The 25,002-nt window shown below is 42.8% G+C and carries 21 protein-coding genes; 3 read left to right on the forward strand and 18 right to left on the reverse strand.

From position 1 onward, the window contains the following. Positions 1-4: 4 nt before the first annotated feature. The 3 genes from recJ to rnz are packed head-to-tail and all read right to left on the reverse strand — an operon-like array spanning position 5 to position 3,600. Positions 5-2,335: a single-stranded-DNA-specific exonuclease RecJ gene (recJ, locus tag FD04_RS07645; RefSeq protein WP_054701115.1), complete on the reverse strand. Its 2,331-nt coding sequence runs from the start codon at positions 2,333-2,335 to the stop codon at positions 5-7. Beyond that, positions 2,328-2,648, reverse strand: a complete 321-nt coding sequence (locus tag FD04_RS07650) for a LapA family protein (protein ID WP_056948059.1) — start codon at positions 2,646-2,648, stop codon at positions 2,328-2,330. The genes recJ and FD04_RS07650 overlap by 8 nt, the downstream gene beginning before the upstream one ends. Before the next feature lie 13 nt (positions 2,649-2,661). Next, positions 2,662-3,600: a ribonuclease Z gene (gene rnz / locus FD04_RS07655; RefSeq protein ID WP_056948061.1), complete on the reverse strand. Its 939-nt coding sequence runs from the start codon at positions 3,598-3,600 to the stop codon at positions 2,662-2,664. Positions 3,601-3,830: 230 nt separating this feature from the next. On the opposite strand from rnz, the gene FD04_RS07660 reads away from it, so the two are divergent. Further along, positions 3,831-4,094 (forward strand): hypothetical protein, encoded by a 264-nt coding sequence (locus FD04_RS07660; RefSeq protein ID WP_054701120.1) that lies wholly within the window; start codon positions 3,831-3,833, stop codon positions 4,092-4,094. 11 nt (positions 4,095-4,105) lie between these two features. After that, positions 4,106-4,828 carry a hypothetical protein gene (locus FD04_RS07665; protein WP_056948063.1) on the forward strand — a complete coding sequence of 241 codons (723 nt, stop codon included), beginning with the start codon at positions 4,106-4,108 and terminating at the stop codon, positions 4,826-4,828. Positions 4,829-4,955: 127 nt separating this feature from the next. On the opposite strand, the gene FD04_RS07670 is transcribed toward FD04_RS07665, so the two are convergent. The 5 genes from FD04_RS07670 to FD04_RS07690 form a co-directional block, all read right to left on the reverse strand. Beyond that, entirely contained in the window at positions 4,956-6,878 is a 1,923-nt protein-coding gene (locus tag FD04_RS07670; protein ID WP_056948065.1) for an acyltransferase family protein, read from the reverse strand. Positions 6,879-6,920: 42 nt separating this feature from the next. Continuing rightward, positions 6,921-8,225, reverse strand: coding sequence for a GTPase ObgE (gene obgE / locus FD04_RS07675; RefSeq protein ID WP_056948067.1), 1,305 nt, complete (start codon positions 8,223-8,225; stop codon positions 6,921-6,923). Positions 8,226-8,334: 109 nt separating this feature from the next. Next, a complete protein-coding gene (gene uvrC / locus FD04_RS07680; protein WP_056948069.1) occupies positions 8,335-10,125 on the reverse strand; it encodes an excinuclease ABC subunit UvrC in 1,791 nt (596 codons plus the stop codon). Positions 10,126-10,345: 220 nt separating this feature from the next. Then, positions 10,346-11,092 carry an amino acid ABC transporter ATP-binding protein gene (locus tag FD04_RS07685; RefSeq protein WP_056948071.1) on the reverse strand — a complete coding sequence of 249 codons (747 nt, stop codon included), beginning with the start codon at positions 11,090-11,092 and terminating at the stop codon, positions 10,346-10,348. After that, the gene (locus tag FD04_RS07690; RefSeq protein ID WP_082603168.1) at positions 11,082-12,560 is read right to left on the reverse strand and encodes an ABC transporter substrate-binding protein/permease; all 1,479 of its coding nucleotides are present in this window, start codon (positions 12,558-12,560) and stop codon (positions 11,082-11,084) included. Before FD04_RS07690 ends, FD04_RS07685 begins: the two co-directional genes overlap by 11 nt. Positions 12,561-12,872: 312 nt before the next feature. On the opposite strand from FD04_RS07690, the gene FD04_RS12695 reads away from it, so the two are divergent. Then, on the forward strand, positions 12,873-13,043 hold the full coding sequence (locus tag FD04_RS12695) for an SPJ_0845 family protein (protein ID WP_169790169.1): 171 nt from the start codon (positions 12,873-12,875) through the stop codon (positions 13,041-13,043). A gap of 103 nt (positions 13,044-13,146) precedes the next feature. On the opposite strand, the gene argH is transcribed toward FD04_RS12695, so the two are convergent. The 10 genes from argH to FD04_RS07740 form a co-directional block, all read right to left on the reverse strand. After that, on the reverse strand, positions 13,147-14,529 hold the full coding sequence (argH, locus tag FD04_RS07695; protein WP_056948073.1) for an argininosuccinate lyase: 1,383 nt from the start codon (positions 14,527-14,529) through the stop codon (positions 13,147-13,149). Further along, positions 14,529-15,827 (reverse strand): argininosuccinate synthase, encoded by a 1,299-nt coding sequence (locus FD04_RS07700; protein ID WP_054701126.1) that lies wholly within the window; start codon positions 15,825-15,827, stop codon positions 14,529-14,531. The genes argH and FD04_RS07700 overlap by 1 nt, the downstream gene beginning before the upstream one ends. Before the next feature lie 269 nt (positions 15,828-16,096). Then, positions 16,097-16,603, reverse strand: coding sequence for a hypothetical protein (locus FD04_RS07705; RefSeq protein WP_054701128.1), 507 nt, complete (start codon positions 16,601-16,603; stop codon positions 16,097-16,099). A gap of 143 nt (positions 16,604-16,746) precedes the next feature. Next, positions 16,747-17,043, reverse strand: a complete 297-nt coding sequence (locus FD04_RS07710) for a nucleoside triphosphate pyrophosphohydrolase family protein (protein ID WP_056948075.1) — start codon at positions 17,041-17,043, stop codon at positions 16,747-16,749. Further along, a complete protein-coding gene (yihA, locus tag FD04_RS07715; RefSeq protein ID WP_054701132.1) occupies positions 17,043-17,639 on the reverse strand; it encodes a ribosome biogenesis GTP-binding protein YihA/YsxC in 597 nt (198 codons plus the stop codon). Before yihA ends, FD04_RS07710 begins: the two co-directional genes overlap by 1 nt. 181 nt (positions 17,640-17,820) lie before the next feature. Continuing rightward, entirely contained in the window at positions 17,821-19,071 is a 1,251-nt protein-coding gene (gene clpX / locus FD04_RS07720; protein ID WP_056948077.1) for an ATP-dependent Clp protease ATP-binding subunit ClpX, read from the reverse strand. Positions 19,072-19,256: 185 nt separating this feature from the next. Beyond that, a complete protein-coding gene (tig, locus tag FD04_RS07725; RefSeq protein ID WP_056948079.1) occupies positions 19,257-20,567 on the reverse strand; it encodes a trigger factor in 1,311 nt (436 codons plus the stop codon). A 272-nt stretch (positions 20,568-20,839) separates the two neighbouring features. Then, positions 20,840-22,027, reverse strand: coding sequence for an elongation factor Tu (gene tuf, locus FD04_RS07730; RefSeq protein ID WP_054701135.1), 1,188 nt, complete (start codon positions 22,025-22,027; stop codon positions 20,840-20,842). 186 nt (positions 22,028-22,213) lie between these two features. After that, a complete protein-coding gene (locus FD04_RS07735; RefSeq protein ID WP_056948081.1) occupies positions 22,214-23,104 on the reverse strand; it encodes a hypothetical protein in 891 nt (296 codons plus the stop codon). Positions 23,105-23,238: 134 nt separating this feature from the next. After that, positions 23,239-24,978, reverse strand: coding sequence for a ribonuclease J (locus FD04_RS07740; protein WP_056948083.1), 1,740 nt, complete (start codon positions 24,976-24,978; stop codon positions 23,239-23,241). Positions 24,979-25,002 lie beyond the last annotated feature (24 nt).

A 25,002-nucleotide genomic window follows, 5' to 3' on the forward strand; every position in this document is an offset into this window, starting at 1 on the left:
TCCTTTAATCCTGTGTAATTAGCGATCTTAGCATGGCTTTTAATTCTGCAGTTTCGCTGTACAATAATTGTTTCTCAGTCTCAATTTGTTGTTGTCGGCGTTGATAACTTGGTGCTTCAGTAATTTGCCGGTGCGTTGGCGACGGCACTTGATTGAGTTTTCCCTGAACGATGGTGACAAAGGATAACTCTTGGAAAATCTGAAGCATCAAAACTAATTGCGCTGGCACAATCTCTAAAAATTTGGCCAATTCGTTCAATCGATGTGCGACGTCCACGTCACTGTGCGTTTTAACGAACCTAAATAGTTTAGCATACTGTGCCCGTTCTGGCATCCCCAAAAGGTAATGACTTTCTTTTAAATAAAAATAAACGACGATTTGATCGGCCGAAATATGAGTTAAGGCTAGTTTCAAATCCGCTAATTGATCAGGACAATCCACCAAATACAAAGTCTTGGCCGTTAAATGCCCCAAACGATCGGCATCCGCCAGTAACCAACTGGTAGCTGTTGGTGATAGTTGGGACTTTAGCTGTTCATAAAGTCGTTGGTTAAAGAAAACGTAGGTGCCTTGTGGATCAGTAAACATCTGCTGACGTAACTGTTGCGTTCGTTGATCCGTAATCACCATGCCGTCAACGGCAATGTCTTTGACCATAATCTGAACTGATGATCGTCCCTGCCAGACGTTGAGGTCGATTTGACCAATTAATTCAACTTGAGTTGAGGCACTTTGTAAAGCAGTCGCCAAACGACCTTGGCCAAAATCAATGGCGTTTAAAGTCGTATCTTGATCGACCATTTGAAACTTGAGATGTTTTTTATCGGCACCAATTGCTTTAACATCTTTTAAATCAGCTGGTTTAAACAAAAAGCTTGGAACAGGGTTGTCGGTTCCAAAGGGGGCCAACTGCCTGAGGGCTTGATAAAATGCTTCAGTGGCTTCGCCCAAGGGTAACTGCGCCGCAATCGGCAAGGCGACTTTTGGCTGATCTGACAATTGCTGGTCAATCGCTGCCTGATCAAAACTGGCCTGTAACGCCTCAAGCTGATTGGCCTTAGCAGTCATCCCAACGGCCGCCGCATGCCCACCAAAGTTCACAAGTAAATCACGGTGTTGATCAAACGCGTCGAATAGATTAAAGTTTGCAACGCTTCGCCCCGAACCCTTCGCAGTGCCTGCTTCAGAGTTTACGTCAAGCACCACGGTGGGTTTGCCAGTCGCTTCAACAACCTTACTGGCCACAATACCAAGAACTCCTTCATGCCAGCCACTGCCGGTAATGATCAGGGTTGAATGTTGTTGATGTTGCGCATCTGACGCCTGTTTTAAAGCAACCTCGCTAATATCTGCGACTAATTTTTGTCGGTACTTATTTTGTTTTTCGGTTAGTTCAGCAAGCTTTTCAGCCTCTTCATCATCCAGGGTCGTGAGTAACTTAACGGCCGGTGCAGCGTCGTCTAGACGTCCAAGTGCATTCAATCGTGGCGCAATCCCAAAGCCAATCGTTTGTTCGTCCAGTTGATCTGCATCGATTCCGGCTTGCTTCATAAGTGCGACCAAGCCGATTCGATCAGTTTGAGCTAGCAACTGTAACCCTGCCGCCACAATCACTCGGTTTTCGTCTACCAGCGGTACCAAATCGGCTACTGTGCCAATAGCTGCCAAATCAAGTAATTCTTGGGGAACCTCTTCAAGTAAAGCAGTTGCCACCTTAAAAGCCACCCCTGCACCAGATAGGCCACCAAAGGGATAATCGCCATCTAGATGACGTGGATGAATAATTGCGGAAGCTTCGGGTAGTTGTTCTGGCAATTCGTGGTGATCCGTCACAACCACATCACAACCTAATTCGTTGGCCCTTGCAATGGCATCATGACCAGATACACCATTATCAACTGTAACAATTAACTTGGTACCGGCTTCAATCAATCGTTCAAAAGCGGCCACGTTAGGACCATAACCATCCACAAATCGGTTTGGAATGAAGTAGTCCACATCCGCACCAAGCTGTTCCAGTGTTTCATACATAATGGCCGTACTCGTCACGCCATCCGCATCGTAATCACCATAAATCGTCACGTGCTCATCATTCATAATGGCACTTTGAATTCGGTCAATTCCCTTTTGCATATCGTGCATTTGCATTGGATCATGTAATTGGCCTAAGTCAGGATTCAAGAAAGCTTGAATTTGTGCTTCAGAATTATAGCCACGATTAAGTAAGATTTGAGTGATCATTGGTTGTAAATCAAGTGACTCAGCCAGCGTAACCGCCTCAGGTGAAGGCTGGTCTACTGCCTTAACTTGCCAATCATAATGTGCTTCAATCACGCTTATCATCCTTTGCTTTTGTCGGTGTCGTCGACGAATCAGTCTGTGAAAGATGTGTCAGTCGCCGTTCTAACGTTTGAATTTTGGTTGCTTGTGTCTTAATCACTTTTTTTGATTGATAATTACCAATCGTTGAAAATAAAAACATCAGTAAGGCGCCCACAAAAACGGCCACGAGCAAAATGAGCACTAACGGCCAAGACACGGTGGCAAAGCCAAAATGAATCGGCACACTTGTTGTATTCAATACTGAAAATACCGCAATTACAATCACCAGTATAATGGCTAAAATCACTTTACCCTGTCGTTTCATTATGTTCACCTTTCTATTCACGTTCTTTGTCAAACGGGATATCAATCAAATCGAAATCCTTCACAACTTTAGACTTTTTAAACACACTTTGGGCTTGGTTTTCAAGCTCGTGCGCTAACTTACCGTTATAACGAGCCGAAATATGGTTTAATAATAACCGCCCAACGTGCGCATCTTTGGCGATATGAGCCGCTTGAAGGTTAGTTGAATGGAAATAATTGTGCGCCATGGTGGCCTCATTCTTGGCAAACGTACTTTCATGAACTAAAACATCGGCGTTTTCAGCCAATTTGTAACTATTCGGTGTTTTCCGGGTATCACCTAAGATCGTCACGATGCGGCCTTTTTGAGCGTGACCAATGTAATCTTGACCATTTACGGTCCGGCCATCTGGCAACGTCACGGTTTTGCCAGCCTTAAGTTGACCATACACTGGTCCGGATGGAATGTTATCTGCTCTCAGCTGATCGACCATCAATTCACCCTGGTGATCATGTTCAACGACGCGATAACCAAAACACTCAATTTTATGGTCTAAGTGTTGCGCGTATACCGTAAATTTATCATCTGAATAAATTTTGCCACCCTCGCTTAATTCAACAAAGTCGATAAAGTAAGAGAGTTTGGTTTCGGATACCTTCAGACTGGTCAGTACGAAATTCCGAATGCCCTTAGGTCCATAAATCGTTAACTTTTCGTTACCACCTTGGAAAGAACGGCTGCTTAGCAGGCCTGGTAGGCCAAAAATATGGTCACCATGAAGATGGGTAATAAAAATTTTATCGATTTTTCGGGGCTTAATCGTGGTTCTTAAAATTTGGTGTTGCGTTCCTTCACCGGCATCAAATAACCAGATCGAATTTCTTTCTTCAAGTAACCGTAATGCTAGGCTACTAACGTTTCTAAACTTTCCCGGTGCACCCGCACCAGTCCCTAAAAATTCAATTTGCATGTTCGTCGTCCTTTTCTATCTCGATCATATTGATAATATTTCATCATATATGTTTTACGCCATCAAATACGTCTGAATACGACTGTATTTGACTAGCTCATTTTGTCAGCAACATCTATAATTGTAGCAGATAACTGACCAGTTTGTCTGATTAATTGAACAGTCTGCAAGCCACTTTTTTACGAATACAAGCCAATATCGTATAATAACAGACAGGAGGTAACACGTTCATGGAGTTAAATGAGCTGGTCACACTTTTTCACCATTTGGAACCATCTTTAAAGCTTGCCATTGATGGCGATCCGATTGAACCCATTACAGCCGTCAAAGTTGAACAAGGACAACTCGTCTGTCAATCAACAGACGAACAACCGCTCACCATTGAAAGATTTCGAAATCTCAATATCACCAACGGCGACTTAACAGTGGTTGACGCAGACCATACTCGATTATTTGGTTTTCGGCAATCGAACCACTGGTTATTATTCAAATAGGAGGCTTACATATGCCAAAACGGGCAATTCTTATCACGGCTATCTTTCTCAGTTTAACTTTAGCTGGTTGTCAAAGTCACAAACAATCTTCGGTGACTTCTGCGACCAGTACCACCAGTTCAACTTCGAGCACCAAAACGCCAGAAAAGGCTGCTTCTGACCAAGCCAATATGAAACCATATCAAGTCCCTAAGGCCGAAAAAGAAAAGCACCAATATCAGAAATCTGGTGTATTACGACTACCTGGTCAGTTTAGTTATGATCAGGCTGGCACTAAATTAACCTTGAAGTCAACTGACGCCCTTACGCGTAAAACCAGCCGTCAGTTATTAAGTTACCGATTAACACGAGTCAAACAAATCACCAACCACGCCAAAACCCAAAAAGCAAAGCAAATGGCTGAACAAGCCTTTAATCTTGCTAAATTACCTAACCCCTATCAGACGATTCAACTCACTTTTACAGTTAGAAACCAACGGTCAAAACCAGTTGCGATTGACGGTATCAAAAAAATCAAACTCAATCAATCACTGATCAACACTGGCAACAGCTTAAGCGACGCTAGCGCCGGTCAAGTCATTGGTGCTCATCAATCAAAGCAATTCACGGCAATGATTCTGGTTGGCCCAACCAATCTCAAAGTAAAAACGATGACCGTTCAATTTTCAGGTGCTTACAGTCAAAGTGGTCAGCAACTTTCGGCCGCACCAGCAGCAATCAGCATTACTTTATAGTCGCCCTTCTATGTTCGAAACTCATTATTGGCCCATCAGGACTAAATCAATAGTGCCGCGAATCCTTGTTGAAAGAATTCGCGGCACTATTTTTCACCTTTTGCCGAATTTGATGGCGTAAATCGGATTAAGCATTTGCCGTCAAATGACGGACAACTAATCGGGTCAAATAACGATTACCGGTCGGGTTCGGATGAACATTATCCTTATAAAACCAATTTTTATGATTTTTGCTTAAAGAATGCCAATCAACCAACGTCACGTTTGAAAAACGCTTAGCTGCTCGGGCGATGGTCCGATTAACGGAAGTTTCCCAGTTTCGAGTTGGCACATGCGTGTTGATCCAAAATATTTGACGATTAGGACCAATCATTCGAATCACCTTATCGATTTGAGCATCAGTCATTGGACTATTGGTGCCCAAATTAACCACGACATTTTGCGCTAACGCACCTTGAGCCTGTAACGCTTGAATCTGGTGCGGTGCTTGCCAAATCTGACGGCCAACTGAAGCGGAAACATAGGTATTTGGCATAACCTGTCTTAAATCAGAAGAAACATCGACCATGACCGAATCACCCACTGCGGTGACCGGTATTCTTTTGGCTAAAACAACTTGGCGTTTCGTTAAACCATAACTTTTGACCAATTGCTTTTGATGTGAATTTAATTTGACCTTCGCCCAAGCCGCATCGGCCTTCTTTTGCTTAGCCGTCTGTTTTGCAGCTTCTCGTTGTTTCTTGAGCGCGGCTTGATTGGACTTAGAGGCTTGTTTTTGATTTTTTTGAATTTTGTGCTGAAGTGCGGTCTGGTTGGCTGCTAAGTGACTTGGTGCTGTTGCCGCACCAAATAACGCAACAACCACAATGAGTGCAGCCGGTACAACCACGTATCGTTGCCATCCGACCAATGCTGGATGCTTGATGAAGGCCTTGAAACGAGCGGGCAGTTGCGAATAATCGTAGTGCCGCGCTGGCCGTTCCAAGTATCGATACGACAAGTCACTCACAATCAAAATGAGTAACGTCTCGATAAGTGCGTTGAGCACTGGATGATCAGCAATATTAGTTACTTTGGCCTCATAAAAAATCATGATGGGAAATTGATAAAGATAGATACCGTAACTTCGTTTACCCACCCAATCAAACAGTCGATTGCTCAAGACTCGGTTCATAACACCAGCGGGATGGGCAACGGTTGCCACCAATATCGCTGATAGCAACGTGAATAAAAACATGCCACCACGGTAAGTGAAGGTACTTTGACCAGACATGGTTAAAAATAACCAAATAATCAAAACCATGCTGACGATACCAGTGCCATCAAGCAGGTGTTTGGCCTTAACCGGCAACTCGGTCTTTAACTTGGTTGCCGGCCACAGAAATGCTAAAGCTACGCCGAGCAGAATGGCAAACATCCGGGTATCAGTACCGTAATAAACTCGGTTCGTACTTGCTACACCGGCGTATAAGACACCCATCCAAATCGCAGATAGCACCGCCAAGCCTAAAATCAAATAAAAAATTTGTTTTCGCTGGCGAAAAAGTGACAACAATAAAATCAAAATCACCGGCCAAAATAAGTAAAATTGACCTTCAATTGAAAGCGACCATAAATGGGTAAATGGTGATTCACCGTTAAACCGGTCAAAGTATGATTGACCATGACCAATTTCCCACCAATTATAAACGTACAGCAGGTTGGTCGTAATGATCGCCTTAAGATTCACAAATAGTGAGCGTTGAAACAGCGTAATGTAGGCCGCGGTCGTCAAAACCATGGTCACTAGCGCTGGGGAAAGCCGCTTCATCCGCCGACCGTAAAAGTTAAGCACATCGATTCGGCCGTTTTGTTCGTATTCTTGTAACAATAAATCTGTAATTAAATATCCTGAAACCACAAAGAATATCGGCACACCTAAGTAACCACCCTGTAGGCTGTAGGGTAACAGGTGATAGACAATTACACCGATTACGGCAATTGTCCGAATGCCGTCAAATCCAGAAATATAGCGACTATGTGCTAGCCGCTTACTCCCTGACTGTTGCATCAATTCTCCCCCGTTTCTCTTGAAACGTTTGTTTTTTGCGACTTATTCTACAAATTCGAAAGTGAAATCATCGATTTGCACGAGATCACCATTGTGCGCACCCTTTTCACGCAGCGCTTCATCAACACCCATGCCTCGCATTTGTCGAGCAAAACGCAGTGTGCTTTCCTCATGATCCAAATTGGTCATTTGGAACAGCCGTTCAATCTTAGCGCCACTGAGGACCCAAGTCCCGTCTTCATCACGATTGATTTCAAAATCAGCTGTTAAGTCAGGCGTCTCGTCGGAAATCAGCATCTTTTCAAGGTCATCCACACCCTTAACTGGGAAGGCCGGTGTTGCATCCAAGACTTCGACTGTTTTTTCGATGAGCGGCGTCAGCCCCTGATGCGTTGCACTGGAAATCGCCATCACGATTGGTGGCGTTGCCAACGTTTGATCAGTTGCTAATTTTGCTTTAAGTGCGGCTAAATTTTCAGCTGCATCTGGTAAATCCATTTTAGTGGCAACAATAATTTGTGGCCGTTTGAGTAAATCCGGATCGTACTTTTCAAGTTCGGCATTAATTTTAAGGAAGTCATCATATGGATCTCGTTCCTCAAAACCACTCACATCAATTAAATGTAAGAGCACTCGAGTTCGTTCGATATGACGTAAAAATTCAATCCCCAAACCAATTCCGTTGGCTGCACCCTCAATTAAACCGGGTAAGTCAGCAACTGCAAAGTCGCGGCCGTCATTTAAACGCACCATCCCAAGATTGGGTGATAAAGTCGTAAAATGATAGTCTCCAATTTTAGGCTTGGCACTTGTGATTGCCGCTAATAAGGTTGATTTACCAACTGAAGGGAAACCAATTAAGCCAACATCAGCAAGTAATTTAAGTTCCAACCGCACGCGGCGTTCTTCACCAGGTTCGCCGTTTTCGGCGAGTTCAGGTGCTGGATTCTTAGGTGTCGCAAAGTGAACGTTGCCACGTCCGCCACGACCACCATTGGCAACAACCACCTGGTCATCAGGTTCAACCAAGTCAGCAATGACCATATTGGACTCATCGTCCACAATCGTAGTTCCTTGAGGTACTAGAATAACGCGGTCTTCAGCACCACGACCAGTCATCCCCTTGATACCACCGTTTTGGCCATGATCTGCCTTAAATTTTTGGTTGTATCGAAAGTCCATCAGGGTTCTCAGTCCTTGATTGACTTTAAACACAACACTCCCGCCGCGACCGCCGTCACCACCGGCTGGGCCACCATTAGGCTCATACTTTTCCCGCCGAAATGCGACCATACCATTGCCGCCATTACCGGCCTTAACATTTATTGTTACGTGATCTACAAACATATTCTTCTCCATTATCTTCTAATTCCTGCACATGAAGCTAACCCTAGTCATTATCCAATGATTACAGGTAAATTACCACCGTTATTTGGAATATTTAGGAATTTCCCATTTAACGACCCTCAGCCGACTTTGCAAGCGTGAGGTGAATCGTATCCGCAACGGATTTTGAGATGCCCAATTCTCGTAAGTCATCGGTCGAAGCCGCCGCAATTTTTTTCATTGAGCCAAACTTGCGTAGCAGCTTATTACGGGTTTTTGGCCCGACCCCGCTGATATCATCCAGCCGTGAACTCAGTGAATTTTTAGCGTGAACCTTGCGATGAAAAGTAATTGCAAACCGGTGCACTTCATCTTGAATCCGTTGTAATAAATAAAAGCCCTGTGATTTAGGATCCAGGTGTAACGGCGTATCGTTTACTTCCGAAAGTAAATCAGCCGTTTTATGCTTATCGTTTTTGACCATGGCAGCTACTGGCACGGTCAAGCCCAATTCGTTTTCCAAAACGTCTTTAGCAGCTTCCAGTTGAATTGGACCACCATCCATTAAAATCAAATCTGGCAGTTGATCGTGTTCCTTTAACACCCGTTCATACCGCCGACGAATGACTTCTTTGGTACTGGCCGTTTCATCGGCATGATCCACCGTTTTTAATTTATACTTACGATACAAATTCTTGTTGGGTTGACCGTCCACAAAGACCACCATTGCTGATACCAAATCGGCGCCTTGAATGTGCGAGTGGTCAAACGCCTCAATTTTGTGACCGGGTGCAATTCCGAGCGCATCCGTAATTTCCTTCATTGCACCAGTAGTTTTTTGTTCATCCAATTCAAGCAAGCGGAATTTTTCCTCCAGGACTAACCGCGCATTTTTACCGGCCATCTCGAGAAGGGCTCGTTTTTCACCCCGTTGTGGTGTCCGTACTGGCATTGGCAACATCTCTTGTAAAATGTCTTTGGGTAAGCTATCAGGCACTAAAATTTCCTTGGGAAACACACTATTTTTTCGGTGATAAAATTGGATAATGAAACTGGTCATTTCTTCAATATCACTGTTCACAATTGGAAATAACCGTTTCTCACGTTTGATTAAGCGGGCTTGCCGAATAAAGAACACTTGAACTGACAACCACCCTTTGTCCAAGTAAAAGTTAAAAATATCTCGTGGTGTCTGATCGTTAGAGATAATTTTTTGCTTTTCAACCGTGACTTCGATATAGTGCATCTGGTCACGAATCTCGGCCGCACGTTCGAACTCAAGGTTTTCGGCAGCCTTGGTCATTTGACTATTCAGATGACGTTTTACGGTGGCTACGTTACCGTTTAAAAAGGACTTGATTCGTTCAATCTGCTTTTGATATGTGGCTTCTGGCACTTCTTTAAAACATGCGCCAAGACATTGCCCCATGTGATAATATAGGCACGGTCGATTCTGATAGCCATTACAGCGTCTCAATGGATAAACCTTCTGGAGAAAATGAAGCGTTTCTTCAGCAGCGTACACGTTGGGGTACGGACCAAAATAATAGGCACCATCCTTACGCACTGTACTGACAATCAACATCTGTGGATCCCGTTCGTTCGTGATTTTAATGTAGGGATAACCAGTTCCCTGTTTTAGTTTAATATTGTAATGAGGCTGATGCTTTTGAATCATCGTGATTTCAAGCAAAAAAGCCTCTTTATCGGTCGAAGTCACAATTGTCTCAAAGTCAGCAATCTCAGAAACCAACCGCGCCGTTTTACCTTCGTGACTACTCTTGAAGTAGGACCGGACCCGGTTTTTGAGATTTTTTGCTTTCCCAACATAAATAATGTGACCATTGATGTTTTTCATCATGTAGATGCCAGGCATATCTGGCAACAACGCCAATTTATGTTCTAGGTATTCAGATGCCAAGTTGACACCTCCTTAATAAGCTTTCCATCGTTCATTGAACCAGCAATCCATTATACCCCGAATGGGTGTTTGCTTCAATTAATATCATTAGCCAACTGATTAATTTCAAAATCCCACCAAATCGCAGTAAACTCAAAAAAGCACCGAACCTCCAATACCGGAAATTCGGTGCTTTTTGCTGCCAAAATCACGTCACAGTTAGTGAAATAGGTGTCGCAATTTAATTACCAATAATTTTACTAATGAAATCTTGTGCCCGTTCATTTTGGGGATGGTTAAACAGCGCATTAGGTTCGTTTTTCTCAAGAATATACCCATCCGCCATAAACCAAACTTCATCGCCAACTTCGCGCGCAAAACCCATTTCATGAGTCACGACAACCATTGTCATCCCATCTTCAGCGAGTTCTTTCATAACTGCCAAAACTTCACCAACCATTTCTGGATCAAGTGCGCTGGTAGGTTCATCAAACAAGAGCACTTCGGGATCCATTGCCAAAGCTCTAGCAATCGCCACCCGTTGTTGTTGACCACCAGAAAGGCTGCTTGGGTAAACGTCAGCTTTTTCGGCCAAGCCCACCCGTTTTAAGAGTGTCAGTGCTTTTTTGGCAGCGTCATCTTCAGCCATGTGTTTCACGCGCATCGGTGCTAACTTCAAATTCTCCAACACAGTGAGGTTGGGAAATAAGTTAAAGCTTTGGAAAACCATGCCCATTCGCTCACGCATTGTGGTTAATTCGGCTTCAGAAAACGACATTGTATCATGTCCCTCAAACAAAATTTCACCACCAGTCGGTTTTTCAAGTAGATTCAAACACCTTAAGAAGGTACTCTTACCTGATCCTGAAGGTCCGATGACACAGATAACTTGGCCTGGTTTAACAACGCCGTCAATCTGCTTCAAAACTTCATTCTCACCGTAATTTTTTTGCAATTTTTTGACTTCAATTAATGCATCACTTGGCATGTTTCATCTTCCCTTCATAATGATTTAGAATTCTTGTTAATATAAACGTGATAATAAAGTAAATAATCATGGCAACAAATACTGGCATGACACCACGGTAAGTATCCGCCCGGACAATGTTAAGTTGATAAATCAAATCAGTAACCCCAATAATCGAAACGATTGAACTTTCCTTGATCAAGGAAACAAATTCATTACCAAGTGCTGGCCAGATGTTTTTCAAAGCCTGTGGCAATACCACAAACCGCATTGTGTCCGTTTTATTAAGCCCTAAGCTAGCTGAAGCTTCTGTTTGGCCCTTTGCAACGGAATTGATCCCGCCACGAATAATTTCGGCAACGTAAGCACCACTATTAAGCGACACGGCGATGATACCTGAAAGTAAGGCCGGTAAATTCACGATGATACCGATTCCGAAATAAACGAATAACACCTGAACCATCAGCGGTGTCCCACGAACGAATTCAATATAAGCAACGGCAATCGCATGAATGATCTTACTCTTACTGAAGCGCATCAAAGCTAATAGTGTCCCAAGTAACACCCCAATCACAACTGAAATTGCGGAAATAATCAGCGTATACTCAATCCCCTTGGCGAAATATGACCAGTAATGCCACATTGAAGTGTTGACGGTATTCACCTTCATATACTTACCGGCATCTGCAAGGTAGTTGTTAACTAATCCCTTAGCTTTAATTTCATTAATACTTTTGTTAACCGCAGTCACTAAGCTATCAGAACCCTTTTTAAAGGCCATTGCTGAACCAGTCTCGTTCTTATTCAATGGATAACTTGATTTAATCATGGCTAAATCAGGATCATTTTTGACATAAGCTTCTGCTGAAGGTGTTTCAATCCCTAACGCATCGATCTTGTGGGTTTTAAGGGCGAGGACCAAGTCAGTAGACTTATCCATCCCTTTCACCGTTGCACCGGGAATCTTTTGTTTGGCTAAGTTATACTGCAACGTCCCAGTTTGGGCACCAATCGTTTTATTGGCAAGATTAGCTTGCGTTTTGTACTTAGCAGCATCCGTTTTATCAATCAGAAAACTCTGACCACCATTATAATAAATCTCGGAAAAATCAACACTTTGTCGCCGTGCTGGTGTTGGATTAATACCACTCATGGCAACGTCAGCTTTACCGGTTTCAACAGCCACCAGCACCGAATCAAACGACATGCTCTTGATCACCAATTTGACGCCTAGATCCTTGGCGACTTTTTTCATGATGTCAACATCCATGCCCACAATGTGATCTTTACCGTCATGGTTAACTTCAAATTCGTATGGTGGGTAATCAGGCGACGTCGCCATCACAATGGTCCCCTTATCCTTAATTTTTTGAAGTGATTGATCCGCTGCATAAGCGGTTTGATGAGTTGGCTGAATTGTCACGAATACGACAAGTGATAAACACAATGTCACGATAGTAAGTAAAATTTTCTTCCCCTGAACTTTCATTCATCGAACTCCCTCTCTAAATTTTAATAAATTAAACAATACACCTTTTTCATTCTTTATGCAATATAATTCCTAAAAAAGTATCATTTATACAAAATGTAAGCGTTATATGCAAAATATTCACTTTTGATATTCATTATTCAATTAATTAATGAATAACGAAAACCGTCATTACTTTCACTTTTTAATCTTTGCTGTTCACCGACACAATCATGACACAGGCCATTCCCAGTCACATTCCCGTGGCAAACAACTTGCCTAGCGTACCAAGTGCGTGTTAAACTAACTGCAAACCAAAGGAGTTGATTCATAATGGGGCTAAAGGTCAAACGACAAGATGATCTCAACGCAATGTTCGGTAAATTTGCTGAACTAGACCTCAAAGATGAGAAGCGTGACAAGTTTCTCAAACGCGAAGAACATCAAGATGACACCAAAAAAGCAAAATCATTAATTAAAGAACACCGTCAGTATCATAAATAAACCTGCATGATTTAGATGCACCACGCGTGTTCAACAAAAAGGTACCCGCCATTCTTCATGGCGGGTACCTTTTTGTTTGCTAAATTGTGTTGTTAAAATCGGCTTACTGCGCTAGATCCTGCTTAGCCTGCGCAATTTGGTGACGAACCTGATCAAAGCCAGTACCACCTTCTGAATGACGGCGAGCTACAGCCACTTCCGACTTCAGGTCTTCATAGACATCAGCTTCAATGGCTGGTGATGCCTGTTTGAGCGTTGCCAATGACATATCTTGCAGGTTTTGGTGCGTCTGAATCCCCTTTAAAACGAGTTGACCCACGATCCCATGCGCCTCTCTAAAAGGAATCCCCTTAGCTGCTAAATAATCGGCCAGTTCAGTTGCATTGGAAAAATCGTTTTCCGTTGCGTGTTTCATGTTATCAACTTTAACGTGAACCGTCGATAACATCCCATTGAACACTTTTAATGCCGGTAGAAGCGTTTTAACGGTGTCAAATACGCCCTCCTTGTCTTCTTGCAGATCCTTGTTATAGGCCAGCGGCAATGACTTCATGGTTGCTAACAGCCCCATTAGATGACCATACACCCGACCACTCTTACCACGAATTAGCTCAGCCATGTCTGGGTTCTTTTTTTGTGGCATGATCGAACTACCGGTCGTATACGCGTCCGAAAGTTCCAAGTATTGGAATTCATGACTGACCCACATACTCAGTTCCTCGCAAAAACGTGATAAATGCATCATTAAGATTGAACTATTGCTTAAAAATTCCAACGCAAAATCTCGGTCTGAAACCGCATCAAGTGAATTAGCATACACTTGCGAAAAGCCAAGTGTTTCGGCCGTCATTTGACGATCAATTGGAAAGGTTGTCCCAGCCAACGCTGCAGCCCCTAAAGGTGAGATATCAGTATGCACTTCATTAAACGCAAATCGTTCCTTGTCACGTTTAAACATCTGATAATAGCCCATGAGATAGTGACCATATGAAATCGGTTGAGCGTGTTGAAGATGGGTATAACCCGGCATGATTGTTTCGACATTTTGTTCCGCAAGCGTCACTAACGTCGTTTGAATCGTGGTGATCTCGTCAATGACTTTCGGCAGCCGTTTTTTAAGGTATAAATGAAAGTCGGTGGCAACTTGATCATTTCTTGACCGGGCCGTATGCAGTTTACCCGCTACCGGTCCGATGCGTTGCGTCAAAATGCTCTCGATATTCATATGAATATCTTCGTTGGCAACATCAAATTCAATCTGACCAGCTTCCAGATCTTTTTGAATGCCCTCCAACCCAGCAATAATCTGATCACAGTCTTCACTCGGTACGATACCCGTTTGCTGAAGCATTTTGACGTGTGCTAAGGAGCCCTCAATGTCTTCTTCAGCCATCAATTGATCAAAGGAAATCGAGGCACCAAAAGCATCAACCCATGCAGCTGCCTGTTCTTGAAACCGACCACCCCAGAGTTTTTTGGTTGCCATTATTTAGTCGCCTCCGTGTGCTGTGCCTCGCTAGACTTAACCGCGACTTTAACCTTACTCTTCTTGTTTTGCGTCACAGCCGTCACAAAAGCTGACTGCTGATTCTTCATTTTAACTTGTGAGTAAACCGTTGTTGGCAGGCCCCACAACTTGATGAAGCCCTTAGCAGCTTCTTGATCGAATGAATCTGCGGCAGTATAAGTTGCTAAATTCTTATCATAGAGTGAGCTCTCTGATTTACGTCCTAGCGTAATAACGTTGCCTTTAAATAATTGAACTTTAATCACACCACTGACCACTTCTTGGGTCGTCTTGAGGAATGCCAACAACGCATCCATCAATGGTGAGAACCAAAGTGCGTTATAAATCATTTCGCTTAACTGTTTTTCAATGACTGGCTTGAAGTGGGCCAAGTCACGTTCAAACGTCAAGTCTTCTAGTTGTTTGTGGGCCTTCATTAATACGGTGGCAGCTGGGGCTTCATAAACTTCACGAGACTTGATCCCAACAAGCCGGTTTTCAATGTGGTCAATTCGGCCAATCCCGTTTTCGCCGGCAATTTGGTTAAGTTCTTGAATTAAGTCCGCAAGCTGCATTGCTTTGCCATTTAATTGCGTTGGTACACCTTGTTCAAAAGTAATTTCAATGTCAGTTGGGACATCTGGTGTTTGGTCAATCGGCTTCGTCAAAGCATAGGCATCTTCTGGCGCACTGACCCATGGATCTTCCAATACGCCGGCTTCATTAGCCCGACCCCAAATATTGGCATCAATCGAGTATGGTGAGTCCAAATCAATTGGAATTGGAATATTGTGTTTCTTCGCATACTCAATTTCTTCTTCACGAGACCAGTGCCAATCACGAACAGGGCTTAGAACTTCAAGTGCAGGGTTCAAGGCATGAATGGCAACTTCAAAACGAACTTGGTCATTACCTTTACCGGTACAACCATGGGCCACTGCCGTCGCATTTTCTTCTTGGGCAACTTCAACCAGCTTTTTGCTGATTAAAGGCCGAGAAAGTGCCGAGATCAATGGATACTCGCCCTCGTAAAAAGTGTGCCCTTGTAAGGCAACCATCGCGTAATCTTCAGCGAATTCTTCAAGCGCATCGATTACATAGGCTTTAACTGCGCCAACATTCAATGCCTTTTGTTTAATGAAATCAAGGTCTTTGCCTTCACCCACATTGATACAACATGCGATCACATCATAGCCCTTATCCTTTAACCAAGGAATTGCAACGGATGTATCTAAACCACCTGAATATGCTAATACAACTTTTTGATTTTCTGTCATGTTAGTGACCTCTCATTTCTTCATTTCAACTTAATGATATGAGATTAACACCAGTATTCAGTAAATGCAAGGCTTTTCTATTATTTATACATATATTTAGCCGATATTCCATTTAATATACATTAATTATATTGGCAGCGCTTTCGAAATTACGCTATTAAAATGAGATTTCTCTCAATATAGGATCTGAATTTCTTATTTACATAACAAAAAAAGAGTTAATGACCTCGACAGAGGCATTAACTCTTACTTAACTAGAACGCTATCACTTATTCACTAACACTATTTTTCAAATTGCTGATGGCACCGTTATCAGATAACTGTTGGTAGGCCTGATAAGCCTGGACCCAATGTCCACCAGCCACGGCCTTTCGCAACTGCTTATACTGAGTATTATTAAAAATAACACTGGTAGCCGCTTCAGATTGCTTTTGACTGAGCCCAGTATCTGCATTCAACAACTGACTCATCTTTTGTTGATTGTCGGCTGCTGACATAATCGTGCTCATTTTAGTGGTTTTTAGTTTGCTGACCGCCTGATTAATTTTGGCATCGGTGGCCGCATTGCCGGTTTTACTAGCCTCAACCCGCTTGATTAACTGGCTTTTGACCACCGCATCAGCTGGTGTATCTGCACCAGTGGCGGAACGCATGGCATTATTCACCGGCGTAAAGAAAATCGCAATTAAAAATCCAACCGTAACAATTCCAATAATGACCCAGGCCGTCACGACTGGCCATTTTTGCTGACTAATTGGTTTTGTTGTTTCTCGCATCATTATACCCTCGCTCTCATTTGTTTCATTATAGTAATCGAAACGCACTAAGTCTAGGTGGATAGCGAAATTTTACGATATCTTGCCAATCAGTTGGCCAGCAATTTTTCGTTTAATCTGCCTGATTAGTGACAATCAATACTTTAGTCACGAGGGGTCGCACTTGGATAACGTTCATTTAACCGGTCAATGTTTTGCTTGGCAACATCGTCAAACGAAATATCGGCCCACTGGGCAACTTGTGACAAGTACCATAATACGTCACCCATTTCCTTCGTTAGTTCCGATTTGTCTAATTTTTTGCCATGAAATGTATAATTTTTAACCAAATCAACTACCTGACCCGTTTCGCTAGATAAACCAAGTGCACAATTGGTTAAGACTTGCTCACTCCCAAAAAGTGTCCGGTTAGCCGCACGTTGATAATCGTTAAACTCCATTAAGCTTTACCTCCAAACGCATGCGCTTCGATCCATTGCCAAACCTCGTCCTTACCGACCTTGGTCTGCGCAGAAAATGCCAATAAATCATCTTGGGATTTCATCTCAAGTGTTTTCTTTACCACGCTCAACTGCTTATTCCACTTTGCACCCGCAATTTTATCCATCTTAGTGGCAACCACTAAAGTTGGAATGTCATAGTAACTCAACCAAGTATACATTTGCTGGTCGTCTTGTGTTGGTGCGTGACGGCCATCAACGAGTGAAATCACCCCGCGCAGCGTTTCTCTAGAAGTCAAATAAGTTTCAATCATCTGACCCCATTTTTCTCGCTCGGCTTTAGAAACCTTTGCATAACCATAACCCGGCACGTCCACAAAATATAGTTGATCTTCGACATGATAAAAATTAAGGGTTTGGGTTTTGCCGGGTTGACTCGACGTTCTGGCGTAGCTATTTCGATTAATCAATACGTTTGTGAGGGACGACTTGCCAACGTTTGACCGTCCCACCAACGCAATTTCAGGCTGGCCGGTCGTGGGATATTGCTTAGGATCAACCGCACTCATCACGAGTTCAACATCATGTACTTCCATTTATATTCTCCTTGTTGGTGTTTGAATTAAAATCAATGCCACCCTCCTTACAAAAAAGCGTCCTGACAACAATCTCTTCAGATTGATTGGCAGGACGCTTTAATCGGTTAGACGTCGCCAGTTTATGAGGCACAAACGCTTCACACCATGGATCGGTGAAACCTGACGCCATGCGCCGATGTTAGGAAGCCTTTTGATCTTTTAAAATCAAATCGGGTTCTTTGTGATCCTTAACAGTTTTACCCGTTACGATAACTTTATCGACATCATCTCGACTTGGTAATTCAAACATGATATCTCGCATGACATCTTCAATGATTGACCGTAGACCACGTGCACCGGTATTTCGCTTCAAGGCTAATTTAGCCATCTCACGTAGCGCTTCGTCTTCAAAATCAAGCTCTACGCCATCTAAGGAAATCAGTCGTTGATACTGTTTAACCAGGGCATTCTTAGGCTCCGTTAAAATCCGAACTAAATCGTCTTCAGAGAGTTTCTCCAGCGCCGTTAAAATTGGCAAACGACCAATGAATTCTGGAATTAACCCAAATTCAAGCATGTCTTCTGGCACAACACGTTGCATCAAACTTTCTTTTTCATCAACCGGTTGATGAGTCGAATCAGTACCAAAGCCAATCGTCTTATCGCCTAATCGGTTCTTCACGATGGTTTCGATACCATCAAAGGCACCACCAACAATAAAGAGAATGTTAGTTGTATCGATTTGGATAAATTCTTGTTGTGGATGTTTACGGCCACCCTGTGGCGGAACGTTGGCAGTTGTGCCTTCAAGAATTTTAAGCAAGGCTTGTTGGACACCTTCACCTGAAACATCTCGAGTAATTGAGACATTCTCGGCCTTTTTGGCAATTTTATCAATTTCATCAATGTAGATAATACCCTTTTCTGCTCGTTCGACGTCGTAATCGGCGTTTTGAAGTAGCTTCAATAGGATATTTTCGACATCTTCACCAACGTACCCAGCTTCAGTCAACGTTGTTGCGTCAGCAATTGCAAATGGCACGTTTAAAATTTTAGCCAGTGTCTGGGCAAGATAAGTCTTCCCAGAACCGGTTGGCCCAATCATCGTAATATTACTCTTTTGTAGTTCGGGACCGTCAGTTTGGTTAGTTGCCATTTCATTAACACGTTTATAGTGGTTGTAAACGGCCACAGACAGTGTTTTTTTGGCTTCATTTTGACCAATGACGTATTGGTTTAGTGAATCCACAATTTGTTGTGGTGTTGGCACATCAAAGACAGTTTGAGCACTTTCTTCACTAAATTCCTCATCAATGATTTCTTTGCATAAATCAATACATTCATTACAAATGTAAACCCCAGGGCCAGCGACAATTTTCTTGACTTGGTCTTGCGACTTACCACAAAAAGAACAATTTACGGGGCCGTTTGTATCAGTATTTTCGAACAATTAGGAGTCACCCCTTCTATATTTACGTTTAATAGTTCTCATGACGCAATTGCTACTATACCATACAATCGTTATGGTCGAAAGGAAAACACTTCATAAGCACAATAAACAAAGAAGGACCCAGCAAGAATCAGATATCCAATTCCCTAGGGCCCTCTTTGTCGTCACATTAAAGTTGAAGTAAATTAGTCTTTATCTTCATCTTTTTTTGACTTATCTTGCTTGGCTGAATCTGTAATGATGTCAACAGCGTCTTTAACAGCGATATCATGCTTCAGCATATCGTCTGAAAGGGCTGAACGAACAGCACTTTCTTCCATACCGTATTGGCCGGCTAAGTCTTTCACTTCTGCAGCTAATTCGTCTTCAGAAGGTTCAATCTTTTCAGCTTCTACGATGGCTTCCAATACTAAGTTAGTCTTAACGCGACGTTCTGCATCCGCAGCAAATTGCTTATGCAAATCATCTTCGCTAGTACCAGTCAACTGGAAGTACATCTTAGGATCGATACCTTGTTGTTGCATGTTAGCTAAGTATTGATCCATCTGACGGTGAATGTCTTCTTCAATCATTGCTTCTGGTACTTCAGCAATTTCTGAATTATCAACAGCTTCACGAATGGCTTCGTCTTCGATGGCTTCGTGAGCAGCAGTGGTCTTTTGCTCCTTCAATTCATCTTTGATCTTGGCCTTTAATTCGTCTAAGCTATCAACTTCTTCGTCAACATCCTTGGCAAATTCATCATCAAGTTCAGGTAATTCCTTTTGCTTAACTTCGTGAATGGTCGTCTTGAACGTGGCTTCCTTACCTTGAAGATCTTCAGCTTGATAATCTTCTGGGAAAGTCACTTTAACGTCAACATCTTCACCAGCCTTGTGACCAACTAATTGGTCTTCAAAGCCAGGGATGAATGAGTTAGAACCCAATTCAAGTGAGTAGTTGTCAGCCTTACCACCATCGAATTGCTTACCATCAACGTAACCATCAAAGTCGATGACAACCGTGTCACCCTTAGCAGCAGCTTCGTCTTCTTTAAGAACGAGCTCTGCTTGTTGTTGTTGACGACGTTCGAGCTCAGCATCAATATCTTTTTGGTAAACACGGGTGTTTTGCTTTGTAACACTCAAGCCCTTGTATTCGCCAAGCTTAACTTCTGGCTTAACGGTCACAACGGCCTTCAATACCCAGGCTTGACCCTTTTCCATTGATTCAACATTAACTTCTGGTTGATCGACAGGTTCGATACCTGCTTCTTTAATTGCTTGTTCGTATGCATCTGGTAAGACGATGTTTAAAGCGTCTTGATAAAGTGCTTCTTCGCCGTACATCTGGTTAAAGATTTGACGAGGAACCTTACCCTTACGGAATCCAGGAACAGCTAAGTTCTTCTTGGTCCGTGCGAAGGCTTGGTCTAAGCCCTTTTTGATTTGGTCGGCACCAATTTCAAAGGTTAATTCGCCCTTGTTGGTGTCATTTTTTTCCCATTTTGCAGCCATTATATTCCCTCCGAATTAAATATCTCTTCGAATACGATCATATTCAAATTGCGTACAGACTTAAGTTTAACGTATGCACTTAAAAAAGTAAAACAATTTCAGTAAAAATGGCGATTAATCACGTTCATACAACCAATACGAGCCATCCTGCATCAATATTAGTCTGATTGTAGTATCACGCCACTTCATAAACCGTATCGCCTTGAAAATTTCAAATAAAAAAGCCCGAAAAGGCAACCTTCTCGGACTTTTCATGTTCATTTAGGTAGGTATTAGTCCATGATTTCTGAAACAACACCGGCACCAACAGTGTGGCCACCTTCACGAACAGTAAACTTAGTACCCTTTTCAATGGCAGCTGGAGCGATCAAGTCAACTTCGAAAGTGACGTTATCGCCAGGCATAACCATTTCTACGCCATCAGGCAATTCGATAACACCAGTGATATCAGTGGTGTGGAAGAAGAATTGTGGACGGTAGTTTGAGAAGAATGGCGTATGACGGCCACCTTCTTCTTTAGAAAGGATATAAACTTCACCCTTGAACTTAGTGTGAGTTTGGATCGAACCTGGCTTTGCAAGCACTTGGCCACGAACAACTTGATCACGGTTAACACCACGAAGAAGTACACCAACGTTATCGCCGGCTTCACCAAATTCCAAAGTCTTACGGAACATTTCAAGACCAGTAACAGTACTCTTTAATACGTCGTCGTGTAAACCAACAACTTCGACTTCGTCACCGACTTTAACAGTCCCACGATCGATACGACCTGAAGCAACAGTACCACGACCAGTGATCGTAAATACGTCTTCAACAGGCATCAAGAAAGGCTTGTCGTTGTCACGAACTGGCGTTGGGATGTATTCATCAACAACGTCCATCAAGTGTTCGATAACCTTAGTTTGTTCTGGATCGCCTTCAAGAGCTTTCAAAGCTGAACCACGGATGACAGGAATATCGTCACCAGGGAAATCGTATTCTGAAAGTAATTCACGGACTTCCATTTCAACCAAGTCAACCAACTCGTCATCGTCAACTAAGTCAGTCTTGTTTAAGAAGACCACGATGTATTCAACACCCACTTGGCGAGCCAAAAGAATGTGTTCACGAGTTTGTGGCATAGGACCATCAGTAGCAGCAACCACTAAGATAGCACCGTCCATTTGAGCGGCACCAGTGATCATGTTCTTGATGTAATCAGCATGTCCTGGGGCGTCAATATGTGCATAGTGACGCTTTTCAGTTTCGTATTCAACGTGGGCAGTGTTGATCGTGATACCACGTTCACGTTCCTCAGGTGCCTTATCGATATCAGCATAATCTTCAGCCTTAGCTAAACCTTTGTCAGCTAAAACCTTAGTAATTGCTGCAGTCAAGGTAGTCTTCCCATGGTCGATATGGCCGATAGTACCAATGTTTACATGGGGCTTAGTTCTTTCGTATGTTTCCTTTGCCATTAATGAAACCTCCTGTATTTTTCACAAAGATTATGCTAACAAGCGAATTGTTAGCAACCCTTTGATGTAAATTATACTACTTCTTCTCGAAAAGGTAAATCGAGAATCCCTCAAGAAGAATCCTTAAATATTATATAGATTAGTATCTGGTTTGTAAACCATAAAATCTAATTTCGGCTAAGTTTTTTATACTGTCGTCATGTTGGCAATGACTTGAGCCAGTTTACGGTGCCACCATTCTAGTGTATATCGTTCAGGCAATTGGGCAGATTGTACCAAATCGCCGTGTACCAATCGATTTACCCACAAATCAGGTGACTGAATCGCACGGTCAACAAACGGGTACAATAGCGTGGTCTGTAAACCCAATTCGTTTTGATACAACTGAAATGTCACTGGGTCGTCTGTGTTGATCACCTCTGCCAGACTGGCATGCAATTGACTCACAATGGGCATATCTGCTAGTGGTACTAATTGATTGGGGTTGAGTGAATAGTTTTGATCATCTAGCCACCTAAAATCATACCGTTCCGACCGTTTTAGTTTGACTAACATTTCTAAAACACTCACCCGAACAATCGGCTTTACAAATGGATCTGTTAATAACGAACGTGCGGCCGTTAACCATTCACTCAAAGGAAGCTGTTTACCCTCTTCAAACGCCCGCTGTTGCTGAAGTGTCGTTTGGGAACTCAACTGATAAAACGCTTGATAACGTGTTTGAAAGTCCGGTCGTTGACGGAATTGTTGTTCTGAAGCCGTAATCAACGTTGTCACTTCTTCAGGTACTTGTGGAAGACTGGCCATTAAAATATGAGCCATCATCAACTGATTGGTGGCCAGCATAACTTTGACCATTAAAACCAGGTGTGATTGATCCATCAAATAACTGTTGGGATCATCTAACATGACTTGGTAAGCCAATTTATATTGTTGGTCTTCATAGAGGCTTTTAACCAGCAAGTGATTGACTTTCGCGCTTTTTTCAAGTTGATATACTTGTTCATATAAAAGTGCGGCCTCATGCCATTTAGCATCCTTGAAGGCTTGATTGGCTGACTTTAATTGACGATTCAAAATAACGCCCTCCATATCTATAACTACTCATTGCTTTGCGAAATTCATTGACATCGTCGATAAATCAACGATCGGCGCCACAAACCCTAATTAAGGGATCGTAGCGCCGAATATTTCAGTAACCAATGAATGACTTATTCTTTTGTTTCTGAAGATTTAGCCTTATTGGCTGGTTTTTTGTGCTTGCTCTTTGGCTTGTGACGTCGTGGGTCAACTTCCATAATGACTGGCAAAATGACTGGATGACGTCTGGTTTGATCGAACAGATAGTGATTCAGTTTCTCTCTGACGTCTTGCTTAAGGTGTGTCCAATCAAATTCTTTGTTATCTAAATTGGCCTGAACCGTGTTCTTGATAATTTCCGCACTTTCATGCATCAAATTCTTGTTGGCTTTAACGTAAACAAACCCACGAGAAGTAATTTTAGGTTCCCCGATAATTTGTTTCTTTTTATGGTCGATTGTAATAACCGCCACAAAAATACCATCTTCGGAGAGGACTTTTCGATCTCGCAGCACAATATTACCGATATCGCCGACACCAATACCATCAATCATGGTATTACCAACCTCAACGCTACCACTGAGCACCATTTCGTGTCCATCGTAAACTAATTGGTCACCCTTGGCCGTTAAGAAAATGTGATCGGCTGGTAACCCAACCTCTTCAGCGGCCTTCTTATGTGCAGATAGTAATCGATATTCACCCTGAATCGGAATCAGGTACTTAGGGTGCAGTAAATTGATCATCAGTTGCAAATCGTTCTTGCTGGCGTGTCCAGATGAATTCAGCTCATCCGAAATGGCCTTAACTTCGGCCCCGGCACGGTAGATCATATCACGTGTTTTAGCCACTGTTGTTTCCATTGCGTGAGACGGTGTCGTCGTGATAAAGACGAGATCACCAGGTTCAATATTCAACCCTTTTTCTTGTTTGTTAGCCATCCGTTGCAGTGCCTTGATGGGCTCTCCCATTCGACCAGTTTGAACAATAATGATCTGCTCTGGTGCCAAATGTTCAAGCTGTTCTTGGGTCACTAAGAGGTCCTCTTCGGGGAGCACCAACTTGTTTAACCGCATCGCAGTATCCACAATTTTTTCAATGTCACGTCCGGTCAAGAAAACCTTGCGGCCAGTTTTAGCCGCAGCGTCAAAGACTTGTTGTAATCTCAAGATGTTTGAGCCAACACTGGCAACCACAATTCGACCATTATGATAGTTGAAAGTTTCCAAAACATCATCGGCAATATCGCGTTCACTAGCTGTTTCATTAGGGTTTTCAGCGTTAGCCGAATCACTCAAGAGCGCTAGCACCCCACTCTTACCAATTTCAGCTAATCGTGCATAATCGGTTTGGTAACCAGGTGCAGCTGTCTGATCAAACTTAAAATCACCGGTATAGACAATGCTACCGGCATCGGTTCCAATCACGATTCCCATTGATTCAGGGATTGAGTGCGTTGTTTTAAAGAATGAGACCGTCACATCACCAAAATCAATTTCAGTGCGCCCGTCAACCACGTGAAAATCATCAAAATCTTTCACGTTGGGATCAGACTGACAGTTTAGTTTTGCTAACTCAATCGTCATTTCCGAGCCAAAAACGGGTACCTGGAACTCCTTAAGAAAATAAGGTAGCGCGCCAATTGCATCCGCGTGCCCATGTGTCAAAAAGACCCCAACGATGCGGTCTTGATTTTCGCGTAAGTAATTATAATCAGGAATAACAATATCGATTCCCAGTAATTCGTTTTCTGGGTACTTCAACCCACAGTCCAATACGTAAATGCTATTATTAACATCTACAATATACATATTCTTGCCATTTTCGCGAACACCGCCCAATGGCATAATTTTTACTTGTGCTTCGTCCATAATTCACCTCAACTATGTTATTTC

The organism is Secundilactobacillus odoratitofui DSM 19909 = JCM 15043 (assembly GCF_001434895.1).
Taxonomy (GTDB): Bacteria; Bacillota; Bacilli; order Lactobacillales; family Lactobacillaceae; genus Secundilactobacillus; species Secundilactobacillus odoratitofui.

Bases quoted from the DNA above. Each gene is read 5' to 3' on its own strand.
- FD04_RS12695 (WP_169790169.1), top strand. From the start codon at position 12,873: ATGGGGCTAAAGGTCAAACGACAAGATGATCTCAACGCAATGTTCGGT.
- FD04_RS07705 (WP_054701128.1), bottom strand. From the start codon at position 16,603: ATGCGAGAAACAACAAAACCAATTAGTCAGCAAAAATGGCCAGTCGTG.
- FD04_RS07660 (WP_054701120.1), top strand. From the start codon at position 3,831: ATGGAGTTAAATGAGCTGGTCACACTTTTTCACCATTTGGAACCATCT.
- obgE (WP_056948067.1), bottom strand. From the start codon at position 8,225: ATGTTTGTAGATCACGTAACAATAAATGTTAAGGCCGGTAATGGCGGC.
- yihA (WP_054701132.1), bottom strand. From the start codon at position 17,639: ATGGAAGTACATGATGTTGAACTCGTGATGAGTGCGGTTGATCCTAAG.
- tuf (WP_054701135.1), bottom strand. From the start codon at position 22,027: ATGGCAAAGGAAACATACGAAAGAACTAAGCCCCATGTAAACATTGGT.
- FD04_RS07740 (WP_056948083.1), bottom strand. From the start codon at position 24,978: ATGGACGAAGCACAAGTAAAAATTATGCCATTGGGCGGTGTTCGCGAA.
- FD04_RS07710 (WP_056948075.1), bottom strand. From the start codon at position 17,043: ATGGAGTTTAACGATTATCAACGTGCGGCTAACCGGACACTTTTTGGG.
- FD04_RS07690 (WP_082603168.1), bottom strand. From the start codon at position 12,560: ATGAAAGTTCAGGGGAAGAAAATTTTACTTACTATCGTGACATTGTGT.
- FD04_RS07685 (WP_056948071.1), bottom strand. From the start codon at position 11,092: ATGCCAAGTGATGCATTAATTGAAGTCAAAAAATTGCAAAAAAATTAC.
- FD04_RS07665 (WP_056948063.1), top strand. From the start codon at position 4,106: ATGCCAAAACGGGCAATTCTTATCACGGCTATCTTTCTCAGTTTAACT.
- FD04_RS07700 (WP_054701126.1), bottom strand. From the start codon at position 15,827: ATGACAGAAAATCAAAAAGTTGTATTAGCATATTCAGGTGGTTTAGAT.
- FD04_RS07650 (WP_056948059.1), bottom strand. From the start codon at position 2,648: ATGAAACGACAGGGTAAAGTGATTTTAGCCATTATACTGGTGATTGTA.
- rnz (WP_056948061.1), bottom strand. From the start codon at position 3,600: ATGCAAATTGAATTTTTAGGGACTGGTGCGGGTGCACCGGGAAAGTTT.
- FD04_RS07670 (WP_056948065.1), bottom strand. From the start codon at position 6,878: ATGCAACAGTCAGGGAGTAAGCGGCTAGCACATAGTCGCTATATTTCT.
- argH (WP_056948073.1), bottom strand. From the start codon at position 14,529: ATGGCAACCAAAAAACTCTGGGGTGGTCGGTTTCAAGAACAGGCAGCT.
- tig (WP_056948079.1), bottom strand. From the start codon at position 20,567: ATGGCTGCAAAATGGGAAAAAAATGACACCAACAAGGGCGAATTAACC.